Below are 14,208 nucleotides of genomic sequence, written 5' to 3' on the forward strand. Positions count from 1 at the left end.
GGCCGCCGTCAGGCGCTACACGGGCATGAACGCTCGCTTCTGACTGGACCCCGGCGTTCGCCAGGAAAGAACGGCAGGACGCGGGGACCGCCCGGTCAGATCACATATTCGACCGTTTTCGCCTGTTCGGTTGCCTGCGCGGTGGCCGCGCGTTTGGCCGCGATCTCGCGGTGGAGGCGAATGATCGTGCGGCTGCCGGTGGTCTTGAATGCAAACGGCAGCACGCCGTGCAGCACCGCCGCGACGCCTGCACCGATCATGATGACGCCAAAGCGCGTCGCCACGCCGAAATGCTCGGCATAGCTTTCGCCGACCGAGGCAGGGTGATCGAGGAACAGGCGGCGGAACATCGGCTTCTCCTTTGCCGGCAGTCTAGGCGTGCGACGCCTTGGCCGCAATTTGTGTCAGCATGTCGGCGGCGAGTGCGCTCAGCGTGTCGTCGCGCGCACCCATCACCACCACCCGGTCGCCCGGCCGCGCCTCCGCGATCAGCACGGCGGCAGCCGCGTCGCGATCTGCGACATGACGCGCGCGCGGACCAATATCCGCGATCAGGTCGGCGCTGGTGACCTCGCGGTTGACGGTGCCGCCCTGATACACCGGATCGGGCATCACCAGCAGGTCGTCCGCCCCAAGTTTCTCCCGCAACATCTCGACCAGAGCATGTCGCATGACCTTGAGCGGGCCGTAGCCGTGCGGCTGGAACAGCAGGAGCAGCCGCCCGGGGAAAGCGTGCAGCGTATCGAGCGTCGCGCCGATCTTGTCGGGGTTGTGCCCGAAATCGTCGATCACCGCCACGCCGCCGGCTTCGCCCACCAGCTCGAATCGCCGTTTGAGGCCGACGAACCCCTCGATCGCGGCGATCGCTTCGGCAAGCGGCACGCCAGCGGCCCGCGCCGCGCCGATCGCGGCGAGCGCGTTGGAGACGTTGTGCCGCCCGGGCACCTTCAGCCGCACCCGGTGACGCGCGCCGTTCGCCACCAGATCGAACGAGCAGGCGAACGGTTCGGGCGCGAGGTTCTCGGCGACGAGATCGGCCGGGCCTTCCACCGCAAAGGTGATCGGCGGCTTGGGCAGCGATGCGGCCAGTGCCGCGGTTTCGGCATCGCCGATGTTGAGCACCACCGTCTCGGCGCCTCGCGCGAAGTCGCCGAACAACGTACGCAGTTCCTCGAGCGACTTGTGGTCGAGGCTGACGTTGTTGAGCACCGCGATCCGTGGCCGATACAGCACGATCGAGCCGTCGCTTTCATCGACCTCGCTGACGAAAGCCGCCCCGCTGCCGACCAGCGCACTGGCGAACGGCGCTTGCGGCGCGGCGAAGTTCTTCATCACCGCGCCGTTCATCACGGTCGGATCGCGGCCGCATGTGTGCAGGATCCAGCCGATCATGCCGGTCACGGTCGATTTCCCGCTGGTACCGGCGACACCGATCGGCAAGCGGCTTGCGTTGAACAAATCAGCAAGCAGCTGCGCGCGGGAAAGCCGTGCCGCACGCACCGCCTCGGCGGCGACGATGTCGGCCACGGTCGCCTCGATCGCGGCGGACGCCACCACGATATGTTCCCCCGAGGTAACGCCGCTGCCGTCCTGCGCGTACAGATCGATGCCGAGCGCACGCAGCGCGTCAAATTTCGCGGGCAACCGCGCCTGGTCGAGAGCACGGTCAGACCCCGACACGCGCGCACCGCGCCCGGCGAGGATCATCGCAAGCGGCATCATCCCGCTGCCGCCGATACCGACGAAGAAGTATGGGTTGGTGAACTGCATCGCCTCCGGCTAACGCGTTTTGCATCATCAGGGCAATCGTCGTTCGCCTTTGGCGGAGGCGGGCGGGAGTGAGCGACAGAAATGAAAATCGCGGTTTGCGCGCCAGCCCGTCCGATCGATCCCGTCGTGGAGCCGCGCATCAAGGCGCTGGCGGCGATCACCTTTCCGGAGGTCGAGATCGTCTTTCACCCGCAATGTTACCTCGAGGAGGGGCATTTCGCCGGCAGCGATGCGGTGCGCGCCGCCGCATTCCTGGAAATGGCTAACGATCCCGCATTCGACGCGATCTGGTTCGCGCGTGGCGGGTATGGGTCGAATCGCATCCTCCACACCGTGATGCCGCAGCTTGGGCCGGCAGCGCAGCACAAACACTATCTCGGCTATTCCGACATGGGCTTCCTGCTCGGTGCGCTCTATGCGCGGCGGATCGGGCGTCCGGCGCATGGGCCGATGCCGTCGGAAGTCAGCCGCAAGGACGATCAGGCGCACGATGTGATGCGGTCGCTCGGCTGGCTGGTGCGCGGTGACCGCTCGGGGCTGGAGCCAAGCCTCGACGGGCGGCCGGCGGCGGCGTTCAACCTGTCGATTCTCAGCGCGCTGATCGGCACGCACTGGTTGCCCGACCTGACCGACCACGTGCTGATGATCGAGGAGGTGTCTGAACCGCTCTACCGCGTCGACCGGATGCTGTCGCAGATGGCGCACGCCACGCAGTTGAAGGGTATCGCCGGCATCCGGCTAGGCCGCGTTACCGACATACAGGTCAACGTGCCTGCCTTCGCCGAGACGCCCGAACAGATGATCGTGCGCTGGTGCGGCGAGATGGGCGTGGCGTATCTCGGCCGCGCCGATATCGCGCATGACGCGCAGAACAAGGTTGTGCCGTTCGGCGTGGCGTGAGCCACCGCGCTTGCCTATATAGTGTTCGCCCGCATAAGCGGTCCCATTCCCTTCCCTAGCCGAGCGAACCCTTCATGTCCGAGATGTTCCGAATCACGCTGCCCGACGGTTCCGTCCGTGAGGTAGCCCCGGGTACTACCCCGGCGGACATCGCCGCCGCGATCGGGCCGGGCCTCGCCAAGGCGGCGATCGGTGCGCGCGTCGACGGCGAACTGCGCGACATCACGCGGCCGTTCGAGCAGGACTCGCAACTCGCGCTGGTGACCAACCGCGACGAGGCCGATGCGCTCGAATTCGCGCGGCACGATTACGCGCACATCCTGGCCGAAGCGGTGCAGCAGCTTTTCCCCGGCACGCAGATCACCTTCGGTCCGTCGACCGACGACGGCTTCTATTACGACTTCGCGCCCAAGGATCGCCCCTTCACCGAAGAAGATCTGCCCGCGATCGAGGCGGAGATGCGCACCATCATCCGCGCGGACAAGCCGCTCAAGCGCGAGGTGTGGGAGCGCGAAGCGCTGATCGCGCGCTGGCGCGAGCAGGGTGAGACGTTCAAGGCGGAATGGGCCGCCGAACTGCCGGGTGACGAGCCGCTGACGGTCTATTGGTCGGGCGAGGACTGGCTCGACATGTGCCGCGGCCCGCATCTCGCCTCAACGGGCAAGCTCGATCCGGACGCGTTCAAGCTGACGCGCGTATCCGGCGCCTATTGGCGCGGCGACCAGAACAACGCGATGCTGAGCCGCATCTACGGTACCGGCTGGCTCAACAAGAAGCAGCTCGCCGAGCATCTCACGCGGCAGGAGGAGGCTGCCAAGCGCGACCACCGCCGCATCGGCGCGGAGATGGACCTGTTCCACCTCCAGAGCGAGGCGCAGGGGTCCGTATTCTGGCACCCCAACGGTTTCGTGCTGTGGCGCGCGCTGGAGGCGTATATGCGCCGCCGTCTCGACGCGGCCGGCTATGCCGAGGTCAAGACGCCGCAGTTGATGGACGCGCGCCAGTGGGAGCAGTCCGGCCACTGGGGCAAGTACCGCGAGAACATGTTCGTGGTGCCCGACGAAATCCCCAATGCGGAAGAAGAGGGGCCGATACTGTCGGGCAAGGCCGACCTCATGGCTCTGAAGCCGATGAACTGCCCCGCGCACGTGCTGATCTTCCGGCAGGGCATCAAATCGTACCGCGACCTGCCGATCCGCATGGCCGAGTTCGGCTGCTGCCACCGCAACGAACCGCATGGCGCGCTGCACGGCATCATGCGTGTGCGCCAGTTCACGCAGGACGACGCGCATATCTTCGTGCGCGAGGACCAGCTGATCGGCGAGGTGCGCGACTTCTGCGAGCTGCTCGACAGCGTGTACCGCGATCTCGGCTTCGAGGATTATGCGGTGAAGCTGGCGCTGCGCCCGGAGAAGCGCTTCGGCTCGGACGAAATGTGGGACACGGCCGAGCGCGAACTGCGCGAGGCGGTGCTGCAATCGAACTTGAGCAACACGATCAAGGACAAGTTCGAGGAGCTGCCGGGCGAAGGCGCGTTCTACGCACCGAAGCTTGAATTCCACCTCACCGACGCGATCGGGCGGACGTGGCAGGTCGGCACCATCCAGTCCGACCGCGTGCTGCCCGAGCGACTCGATGCGTCCTATGTGGGCGATGACGGCGAGCGCCATCGCCCGGTCATGCTTCACCGCGCGATCCTCGGCACGTTCGAGCGCTTCCTCGGCATCCTGATCGAACATCATGCCGGCCGCTTCCCGCTGTGGCTGGCGCCTGTGCAGGCGGTGGTGGCGACGATCGTGTCGGACGCGGACGGCTATGCGGCCGAGGTCGCGCGGCGGCTCAAGGCGGCTGGCTTGCGTGTCGAGACAGATTTGCGCAACGAGAAGATCAACTACAAGGTGCGTGAGCACAGCCTCGCCAAGGTGCCGAACCTGCTGGTGGTCGGCAAGCGCGAGGCCGAGGAAGGCACCGTCGCGCTACGTCCGCTGGGTGAGGGCGCCAAACAGGAGGTGCTGACGCTCGACGCGGCGATCGCGCGGCTGGTGGCAGAGGCGACCCCGCCCGACCTGCGCTGAAACGGAAGAAGCCGGCCGGACCTTGTGGTTCGACCGGCTTCGCGTGCGCTCGGCTGACGATCAGAGGCGGTATTTCAGGCCGAGTTGCAGGATCGGATAGACCTTGTACTTGTCGAGCGTGTCCTGGACCTTGAGGCGCTCCTGATCGAGTTGGGCGATGAACAACGCGTTGTTCGACAGCGATCCGTTTGCACGGTAATCGCGGATCTGCACCGCGCCCTGGAACAGCGCGCCCGCCTCGATCGACAGGCTCAGGCCACGGCGTAGCGTGCCGCCGTAACCGAGCGTAAGCTGCGGTGCGAAGTCCTTGGTGTCCGCATCGCCGTCGATGGTGCCGATCTGCGCGGGCGTAAAGTTGATACCGCCGATCCGGGTGTCACGCATCGGCGTGGCATGGATGCGGCCTGAATTGCCGTTCGCGCGCGCGCCCGCCGACAGGCGGAAGCCGCCGCCGAACGGATAGATGTCGATCATCGCGCCGCCGGACTTCAGGTTGGCGGTGCCGTCGTACCGGACATCGTTCGACTTCACGGTGTGGCTGAACGACAGGAACGTCGCGTTCGCGCGCACGCCGATCGTTTGGTTTACGCGGTAACCGACTTCCGGTCCGACGCCAAGCGTACCGCCGGTCACACCCAGGCTGACGTGCCCCGAGTTCGAAGCCGACCTATCCTGCGCGGACGCAGGCGGGGCAAGCACCGGCACTGCCGCGACCAGCGCAGCCCAAAACATCGCCTTCATGAAAACCCCCGAATCCTATCAGCGCCTATGGCGACGCGTGAACAACCAACGACTCGCTACCCGCACGGCAGTAGATTTTCCATTTCGGAGACGTACTTACGGGATGAGCACGAGCCGCCCGGCAGGGACTGGTAAAGGTTTGCTGTTAACGATTGGTTTTCGTCCGTGTCCTTTGACACCGAAACTTGCCTTCTCACGTCAGAACAAAGCGCGATATGTCAAAATGCGGTGGCAGGTGACTTTACCTTTGAGGCCGTTCTCTGATACTGCTTCTATTCGATCCTTGCATTTAGTGTCTTACATCGACGTCGCGGCTTTACCGCGTGTGGCATGCGACCTCACATCATACCGCTGAGCGTAGTAGCTTGTAAGAATCGTTGAATTGGTCCTAAAAGTCCGCGTTACGATGCTCTTTGCGACAGGCCGGAGCAAACTTGATTGATCGTCAATTTTCGGGGGGAACGAACGTGACGGTCAAAAGGCCGACTATCGCCCAGCAGGCGTTGGACGAGCAGATTGCACGCATGATCCGGACCCTGCGGCGTCAGCGGATCGCGATAATACTGATCGGCTTGGCCGGCGCCGCAATCGAACTTACGACGTTGTACCCTCACCTTTAGTGCTTGCAGCACGCGACCATCGCCATCGCGCAACTATCTTGATCCTGTGCCGCCTGCTGTCACACAATCAAGTCGTGATGACGTTGATACGACATAGCCGGAGTGACTGGTAAATGACAGGAAAGGGCTGCTTTGTGGCACTGCCCCCCGATCTGTCACGTAGATGCTCGTTTGCAGAGCGTCCCCTTCTTTTACATTCAACGTCATGAATATCAGCGCTGATTGGCACCCGCTTCAGCGGTTTATAGTGCGATGCGCAGTCCCGAAAAGGATCGCATATTAGAACGCCAGCGGCTTCCTAAAACCTGTCTTCGGCAGGAATTTAAGAAGATTGACGGCGTCCGGAACGACAATACGTGGTGGAAGGCGAACGTTCGCTTCGTGGTAGTTGGATAGCGGGAGGGATGGGTACATCAGGTTCCGATTGCTCCATCCGTCTCGCCGGCGCTTCGCTGCGGCCCGGGCGGAATGACTGTGATAGCCGGCGGGATTATGCTTTCATGCGGCGGTTCCGCGCCGCCGCGTCAGCACGAGCATCAGCGTGGGGAGGAACACCAGCACGAGCGGCACTGCCGCGCTCAACCCGAAGATGATTGCGGTGGCGAGCGGGCGCTGCAGCCCCGCACCGCGCGACAGCCCTAGCGCGAGCGGTGCCAGCGTCAGCGCCGCGATCAGCGCCGACATCAGGATCGGCCTCAAACGCTTGGCGCTCGCCTCGCGCAGCGCGGCGGCGTCCACCACGCCACACCGGGGCAGTTCGGCGAGGAAGAAGATTACGAGTTCGGTCACCATGCCGACCACCATCGTCAGCCCCATCAGTGCCGAAATGTCGAGTTCGATCCCCGTTGCCCAAAGTCCGGCCAGCACCACCGCTGCTGACAGCAGTACGGTGACGATCGCCGCAAGTGTCCAGCTCAGCCGACCGAACAGGACTGTCAGCAGCAGTGCGCTCAGCATCAGTGCAGCGAGGAACACCATCGTGAGATCGGCAAAGCTCTGCTGCTGCTGTGCGTAAAGGCCGCCATATTCGACCCGCACCGACGTCGGCAGGTGCAACTGCGTAACGGCAGCGCGGACGTCCTTCATGCCCGACCCGAGATCGCGGCCCTCCAGCCGTGCGGTGACCGCGACGAAAGGCGCAAGATCCTCGCGGGTAATCTGCGTCTGGCCGGCGGCGACGTCGACACGCGCGATCTGGCCGAGCCTGACGAGATGCCCGTCCGGCGCCGTAAGCGGCAGTTGGGCGAGCAGATCGGCGCGCGATCGAAGCGCCGCTGCGGCCCGGACGCGCGCGGTGACGAGCTGCTCGCCGATGCGCAACTGCGTTGATGGCGTGCCTGCAACCAGCGCCTCGACCTGCGTCGCGACCGCATCGGGATCCAGCCCTTGCTGGAGTGCCGCCGCCGCATCGACCTTGATGGCGAGCGCATCGCCGGCAACCCGCAGGCCGTCCACCACCTCGACGATGCCGGTGATTCTACCGATGGCGGTGCCGACGCGCCTCGCCGACGCGGACAGCAGCTTGGGATCGTCGCCGAACAGCTTGACCTCGATCGGCTGGGGCACTGCGGTCAGATCGCCGATCAGATCTTCCATCAGCTGCGCGGTTTCGATTTCGAGGCCGGGCACCTTTGCGCCGATCTGGTTGCGGATGTCGGCCATCACCTCTTCGATCGGGCGGCGCGATCCGCCCTTCAGCCGGATGAACAGATCGCCCTCGTCGGCTTCGGTCAGGCCACCGCCGAGCTGCGCGCCGGTCCGCCGCGAGTAGCTTGCTACCTCCGGCGTCGCGGTGATGATCTGCTCGACCTCGCGCAGTAGCCGGTCGGTGTCGCCGAGTGCGGCGCCGGCCTGTGCCTTGTAGTCGAGAATAAAGCCGCCCTCGTCCATCGCCGGCATGAAGCCCGACGGCACCTGCGTCCACGCCGCATAGCCGAGCACCGCCAGCGCGACACCTACCACCCCGACGAACAGGCCCGGCCGCGCCAGTGCTCGCCGCGCGGCGCCGTCGTTCCACCGCGCAAGCCGCGCCTGAAAGGCGCCGGCACGCTCCGCTGCCGCGACGTCCCGCGGCCGCACCCAGCGTTCGGCGAGCAACGGCAGCACGCACCGTGCGAACAGCAGCGACAGGCCGAGCGCCGCCACCATCGTGAGTGCCAGCGCCTTGAAGAACCCGCCGGTCACGCCGCTGACAAAGGCGAGGGGGGTGAACACCACGATCGTCGCCGCGGTCGATCCGATCAGCGGATGCGACATCTCCGCCGCCGCGCGACCGACCGACGTGCCGCCTTCCTGCAAACGGCGCATGATGTGTTCGAGCATCACCACCGCATCGTCGACAACAAGACCGACCGCTGCCGCCATGCCGCCCAGCGTCATCATGTTGAAGCTCATGCCAAGCGCACCGAGGATCAGGCACGTGGCGGCAAGCACGGCCGGCAGCATGAGCCCGGTGATGACCATCAGCCGTACCGATCGCAGGAACGCGAACAGCACCAGCCCCGCCAGCACCGACCCGATCAGGATCGCATCGCGTACCGCATTCGCCGCGCCGGTCACCAGCTCGGACTGATCGTAGAACGGCGTGACCTTCACGCTTGGTGGCAGACCGAGTTGCGCCAGCCGCGCGTCGACATCGGCGACGATCCGCACCGTGTCGCCGGTCAGCGACTGCCGGACATTGACCAGCACCGCATCGTGACCGCCCGACGAGACCTTGGTAAAGGCGGGCTCGATGGCGGGGTGGATCGTGGCGAGCTGGCCGAGCGTGACCAAACCCGCGCCGCTGCCGCTTGCCGCCTTGACGGGCGTCGCGGCGAGATCGTCGATCGTCGCGATCCGCCGCTCGCTCAGCACCAGATACAGCCGGTGACGATCCTCCAGTCTGCCGACGCCGCGTACCGCATTGGCCTTGCCGATCGTCGTCGCGATTGCATCGAGGGAGAGGCCGAGCGCCTGCGCCCGCGCCGGGTCGACATCGACCGCAATCTCGCGCGGAGCGCCGCCCAGGATATCGATACCGGCGACGCCCGGCACTGCGGTCAACGCCGGCCGGATGGTCAGTTCGGCGATCTGGCGCAGCGCATTCTGGTCGAGGCTGTCCGACGTCAGCGCGATGCCGAGGACAGGGAAGATCGTCGGATCGGAACGGCGCACATCGAAACGCGTGCCAGCGGGGAGATCGGGCAGGACGGTGGCGAGCGCGGTCTGCGTCGCCAGCGTCGCTGTCACCATGTCCTGGCTCCACGGGAAGTCCATCGCGACCTCCGCCGAACCGCGGCTCGTGGTCGAACGCACGCGGCTGACGCCCGGCACCGCGCGCAAGGCGATCTCGATCGGGCGGGTGATCTCCGCCGTCATCGCGCCAGCGTCACGATCGCCGGCGTCGATCGCGACGACGACGCGGGGAAAGTCGATATGCGGAAACAGGCTAACCGGCATCCGCGTCGCCGCGAACAGCCCGCCCGCGACGAGCAGGAACGCGGCGAGCCACAGCGCCTGCGCATGGCGGTGCAAGACGTCCTTCACCGCGTTCGGACCTTCATGCCGTCCTCGACCGCGGTGCCGCCTGCGGTGACGACCCGCTCACCGGCGCGCACGCCCTTGGTGATCGCAACGCGTGCGCCGCTCGATGCTGCGGTTTCCACATCGCGGCGATGCGCGACGCCGCCTGCGACGACGAAGACATAGGGCTGGCCGCCATCGTCGAGCAACGCGGCATAGGGGATAGTCAGTGCGTCGCCGGCACCCGCGACAGCCACCGTCGCGCTCAGCGTCTCGCCGATGCGCAGGCCACTGGCGGCGGGCACGCGCGCGTAGACGGAGGCAAGCCGGGTCTGTGGATTGACATTGGCGTCGACCGTGTCGACCGCAGCGGCGATCGGCGCGTGCGAGCCTGTGCCGGCGATGCGGATCGTCATGCCGGGATGGACAGCCTGCGCACTGTCCGGATCGATGCCGAACCTTACCCGCAGGGCGTCGGCGCGTACCATGCTCGCCACCGCCGCGCCGGCCTGCAACAGATCGCCGACCGTAGCCGCGACGGTATCGACCGTCCCGGCCGCCGGCGCGCGCAGCACAAACCCGGCGGTGCGGCTGGCGAAGCTGTTGCGCAGCGCATCGGCGGCGGCGGCGGCCGCGCGGGTGGTCTCGACGTCGGCGTCGCTCATCAGCCCGTCACCGCGCATGCGGGTCGCGCGGGCGAACGCCTTGTCAGCGGCGGCGGCATCGCTTGCGGCCTTGGCGGCATCGGCGCGGCCCTGCGCCGATGCTTGCAGCCGGGCGATGACCTGTCCCTGGCGTACCGTCGTACCGGTCGCCACGCGGATTTCGGCGACGGTCGCCTCGGCCGGCGCGACCAGCGACATCCGCCCCTCCGGCCCGGGTTCGACCGCCCCGTACAGTGTCATGTCCTCACGCGCGGCACCCTGTGTCGCCGGCGCGAGCGTTACCAGCGCGACCGGCGTGACGGCGGCGGTATCGGTCTCGTCGCTGGCCGAGCACGCGGCGAGCAACGCCAGCGGCGCGGCGATCCAGAATCTCGTCATCGCGTCCACGCCTCCCGCAGCGTTCCGGTAAGAAGTTCGAGCGCGATGTCCTGCTCGGCGATCGCCTGGTTTGCCTGGACAAGCTGGCTACGCTTGTCGCACCATGCTTGCCCGGCGGCATCAGCAGTGGATTGCGCGAGATCGCCGCGTGCCGCAGCCGCCGCGCTGCTCGTTGCGTAACGCTCGACGTTCGGCAGGTCCCGCAGGATCGCTTCGCGCTGCGCTCGCGCGATGCCGAGCCCGCTGACGGCGGCGGCGATCTCGGCGCGCGTCTGGAACAACCGCGCCGCATATTCGGCGCGAAGCTGCTCGCGGGTTGCCCGCTCGACGGCGATGCCGCCCCGGTTGCGATTCCACAGCGGCATGGTGAAATCGACGGTCGGACCGACGATCATGTTGCCAGACGTATCGCGGTTTGCCGTCAGCGTAAGCGCCAGCGTCGGAAACTGATCGAGAATAGCCTTGCGATAGGCTGCTTCCTGGGAGGCATAGCCTGCACGTAACGCGCGCAGATCGGTTCGATTTTCCTGCGCAATCTCGAAGAGCGCCGCAGCCGTCGGAGGTGGCGCATCTTCTGCGGCTGGCGCGAGGCGCAGTTCCGTGGCCGGCGGCAGGCCGAGTAAGCGGGTCAATTCGAACCTCGCCGTGTTGAGGTCGCCAGCCGCAATTTGCAGCTTACTCTCCGCATCGGTCGCGGCGAGCCTTGCGGTCTGCACCGCGTCGCCCGCGATGTCGCCGCGCCCGGCGGCGCGCAGGTTGCGGTCCAGCAGCGAGCGCGCACTTTCGCGGCTCGCCTGCGCGAGCGCTAGCGCCTGCGTAAGTGCGACAATCCGCACCGCCTGTAGCCGTGCCGAACCCGCCGCCTGCCATTCGCTCCAGGCGAGATCGAGGCGCACCTGATCGGCCGCCGCGTGCGCCTGCGCGACCCGCACGCCGCGTGTCCTGAGCGCATTCAGATCGAGCGCGAGCGCGCCGACCAGATCGGCAAGCGGGTCGGGTCCGCTCAGCACCTTGCTCGCCCCGATGTTCAGTGTCGGGTCAGGAAGAAGCCGCGCGGCGAAGATCTGCGCCTCGGCAACGCCCGCCTTGGCCCGCGCCGCCTTGAGATCCGGGCTGTTGAGCACCACCAGCGTCGCTACCGCATTGCCGTCGAGCGGCTTGGCAAGGTCGATCGCGACGGGTTTGAGGTATGGCCTTTCGATCCTCGCCGCCGCGATCGAGAGCGCCGCCATATCGACGGGCGTGAGCGTGGAGGGGGCGGAAGCGAGCGGCGCGGGCGTATAGCTCTGGCACCCGGCGATGAGCAGGCACAAAACCGGCATTGCGCGGCGGATCATGCCATCCTCGGGAGCGTGAGCGCCACGACGAGGCCGGGCAGCGCGTCTTCGATGGAGATCGTTCCGCCATGCGCGGCGGCGACCGCTTCGACCAGGCTCAGGCCGAGGCCGTTGCCCGGCGTGGTGCGGCTCGCCTCGCCGCGATAGAAGCGCCGCAGGATCGCGGCTCGCTCGTCCGGGGGCACGCCGGGGCCGTCGTCCGCTACGGTGATGCGCGCCCCGCCGGTGGTTGCGCTGAGGTCGAGCCGCACCCCGGTTTCGGGCGGGGTATGCGCGCGCACGTTATCGAGCAGATTGGCGATCGCCTGCGCGAGCAACTCGCGGTTACCGCGCGCCTGCAGGTCGGGCACAATGCTCATGGCAAGATCATGCCCGCTATCGCTCAAGGCAGGCTGAAAGCTCTCGCCGACGTCCAGCACAAGCGCTGACAGGTCCAGCAGCGTAAAACCCTGTTCAAGCCCGCCGCCTTCGACCTCGGCTATTCGCAGGATTGCGCTGAACAACTGGAGCAGCGCTTCTCCCTGCTCGATCGCGCGTTCGGCGGCACCCTCGACCCGGCCGACGTCCTCCAGTCGTGCACGCAGCCGCAGCAGCGGTGTACGCAGGTCGTGCGCCACATCGCTGGAAACCTGGCGGAGATTTTCCATCAGCCCCGCGATCCGGTCTAGCATCGCGTTGAGTGCGAGAGCTACGGCGTCGAATTCATCCCCGGCGGCGCTGACCGGCATGCGCTGCGTGAGGTCGCCGGCGACGACCGCATCGGCGGTGCGGCTGATCCCGCCGAGCCGGTGGCGCAGATACCGGCCTAGCAGCAAAGCGCCCGCCATTCCCACCACCAGTACGCCCGCGAACGCCGCACCGAACAGCGACAGGATCGTCGCGTCGATGGTTTCGATCGAAGCGGAGTCCAGCGCGACCGCCAGGCGGTTGTCACCGGGAAGGTCGGTCGCCTTGACTCGCACCGTGCTTCCCCGTTCCGCAACCCCCGTCGTCGCGATGGTTGCGAAGCCGAGCTCGGGATAGGGGATCGGCACCGCGCCGGCGATACGGCGCCCGGAGCGGTCGAACAGCGCATAGCCGAAGCTTTCCGGCAGATGCCCGTGCCACCGTTCGCGTTCGGCGATTTCGGTCATCAGGCCGGGCGTGCCCCCCGGCTCCTGCGTGAGGTCACGCAATTCCGCAGCGACATGGTCGTCGCGCTGACCTCGGAATTCGGCGTCGGCGGCAAAATACACAGCCGTCCCCAGCAACAGGATGGCAGTGGCGAAGGCGGCGGCATAGACCAATGCGATCCGGTATGCGGCACTTTTGCAGGTTTTAGCCATCGCTGCGCATTCGGTAGCCTGCGCCGCGCACGGTCTCGATTAGGTCGTCAGCAAACCCCTCGCGCAATTTGGCGCGCAGGCGACTGAGGTGGCTTTCGACGATATTGGTCTGTGGATCGAAGTGGAAACCCCACACTTCCTCAAGGAACATCGTGCGTGTCACGATGCGGCCGGCATTGCGCATCAACACTTCAAGAAGCGCGAATTCACGGGGTTGCAGATGCACCGGTCGGCCCGCGCGAACGACATCCCGGCGCAGCTTGTCGAGCGTGATATCGCCCACCTCCAGCCGGGTCACCGCAGTATTAAGAGGAGCGCGTCGCACCAGCGCGTTCAAGCGCGCGACCAGTTCGGCCATCGCGAACGGCTTGACGAGATAGTCGTCGGCGCCGGCATTCAGCCCGTCGACACGGTCGGCGACGCCGCCTTTCGCGGTCAGCACCAGTACGGGCGTGGCAACCTCGCGCTCGCGAAGCCGGCGCAAGACCTCCAACCCCTCCATCTGCGGCAACATGCGATCGAGAATGATCGCGTCGAAGCCCGGTGTCGCGCCGGTATGAAGTGCGTCCGCGCCGTTGGTAACCTGCACCAAGGCATGACCGAGATCACCAAGCCCACGCTCGATGAAGTCGACAATTTCCGCATCATCTTCCGCAAGGAGGATACGCATGATCTCAGCGGCCCGGCCGAGGGGCTGAGACTGGCGAAGGCTTACGCATATTCATCATCGGCTCCGGCGGATCTTACGCGGCAATAGGGTGACCTGCGAACGGGGGCACATCATTTGTCCCAATGTTCGTTAACATTGGCACGCGGGCGCAGCGGCGGCGATACCCCTGCCGCGCGTGTCCCTAGCAGATGGTCGCTCGTGGTCGGTGGCCCAGCGATGCTTG

11 protein-coding genes are annotated in these 14,208 nt (G+C 66.4%); 2 read left to right on the forward strand and 9 right to left on the reverse strand.

All coding sequences use genetic code 11. The annotated features are described in order from the left end of the window. Positions 1-95: 95 nt before the first annotated feature. Positions 96-350 carry a DUF6356 family protein gene (locus tag L8F97_RS15645; RefSeq protein WP_242152208.1) on the reverse strand — a complete coding sequence of 85 codons (255 nt, stop codon included), beginning with the start codon at positions 348-350 and terminating at the stop codon, positions 96-98. 22 nt (positions 351-372) lie between these two features. Further along, positions 373-1,770 carry a glutamate ligase domain-containing protein gene (locus L8F97_RS15650; protein ID WP_242152211.1) on the reverse strand — a complete coding sequence of 466 codons (1,398 nt, stop codon included), beginning with the start codon at positions 1,768-1,770 and terminating at the stop codon, positions 373-375. An 81-nt stretch (positions 1,771-1,851) separates the two neighbouring features. On the opposite strand from L8F97_RS15650, the gene L8F97_RS15655 reads away from it, so the two are divergent. Together L8F97_RS15655 and thrS are read left to right on the forward strand one after the other, a co-directional pair. Then, a complete protein-coding gene (locus tag L8F97_RS15655) occupies positions 1,852-2,670 on the forward strand; it encodes an LD-carboxypeptidase (protein WP_242152214.1) in 819 nt (272 codons plus the stop codon). Between the two features lie 74 nt (positions 2,671-2,744). Then, the gene (thrS, locus tag L8F97_RS15660; RefSeq protein ID WP_242152217.1) at positions 2,745-4,745 is read left to right on the forward strand and encodes a threonine--tRNA ligase; all 2,001 of its coding nucleotides are present in this window, start codon (positions 2,745-2,747) and stop codon (positions 4,743-4,745) included. A gap of 60 nt (positions 4,746-4,805) precedes the next feature. Here thrS and L8F97_RS15665 read toward each other — a convergent pair whose 3' ends face one another. From L8F97_RS15665 to L8F97_RS15695, 7 genes are all read right to left on the reverse strand, one after another. Next, positions 4,806-5,486: a hypothetical protein gene (locus L8F97_RS15665; protein ID WP_242152220.1), complete on the reverse strand. Its 681-nt coding sequence runs from the start codon at positions 5,484-5,486 to the stop codon at positions 4,806-4,808. A gap of 401 nt (positions 5,487-5,887) precedes the next feature. Next, positions 5,888-6,139: a hypothetical protein gene (locus L8F97_RS15670; RefSeq protein ID WP_242152223.1), complete on the reverse strand. Its 252-nt coding sequence runs from the start codon at positions 6,137-6,139 to the stop codon at positions 5,888-5,890. 465 nt (positions 6,140-6,604) lie between these two features. Beyond that, positions 6,605-9,634 (reverse strand): efflux RND transporter permease subunit, encoded by a 3,030-nt coding sequence (locus tag L8F97_RS15675; protein ID WP_242152226.1) that lies wholly within the window; start codon positions 9,632-9,634, stop codon positions 6,605-6,607. Next, positions 9,631-10,653: an efflux RND transporter periplasmic adaptor subunit gene (locus tag L8F97_RS15680; RefSeq protein WP_242152229.1), complete on the reverse strand. Its 1,023-nt coding sequence runs from the start codon at positions 10,651-10,653 to the stop codon at positions 9,631-9,633. The genes L8F97_RS15675 and L8F97_RS15680 overlap by 4 nt, the downstream gene beginning before the upstream one ends. Further along, positions 10,650-11,990 carry a TolC family protein gene (locus L8F97_RS15685; protein WP_242152231.1) on the reverse strand — a complete coding sequence of 447 codons (1,341 nt, stop codon included), beginning with the start codon at positions 11,988-11,990 and terminating at the stop codon, positions 10,650-10,652. Before L8F97_RS15685 ends, L8F97_RS15680 begins: the two co-directional genes overlap by 4 nt. After that, positions 11,987-13,315: a sensor histidine kinase gene (locus tag L8F97_RS15690; protein WP_242152234.1), complete on the reverse strand. Its 1,329-nt coding sequence runs from the start codon at positions 13,313-13,315 to the stop codon at positions 11,987-11,989. Before L8F97_RS15690 ends, L8F97_RS15685 begins: the two co-directional genes overlap by 4 nt. Next, entirely contained in the window at positions 13,308-13,985 is a 678-nt protein-coding gene (locus L8F97_RS15695) for a response regulator transcription factor (RefSeq protein ID WP_242152236.1), read from the reverse strand. The genes L8F97_RS15690 and L8F97_RS15695 overlap by 8 nt, the downstream gene beginning before the upstream one ends. Positions 13,986-14,208: the final 223 nt, after the last annotated feature.

Origin of the sequence: Sphingomonas sp. BAUL-RG-20F-R05-02 (assembly GCF_022662305.1) — a bacterium.
Classification (GTDB): Bacteria; Pseudomonadota; Alphaproteobacteria; order Sphingomonadales; family Sphingomonadaceae; genus Sphingomonas.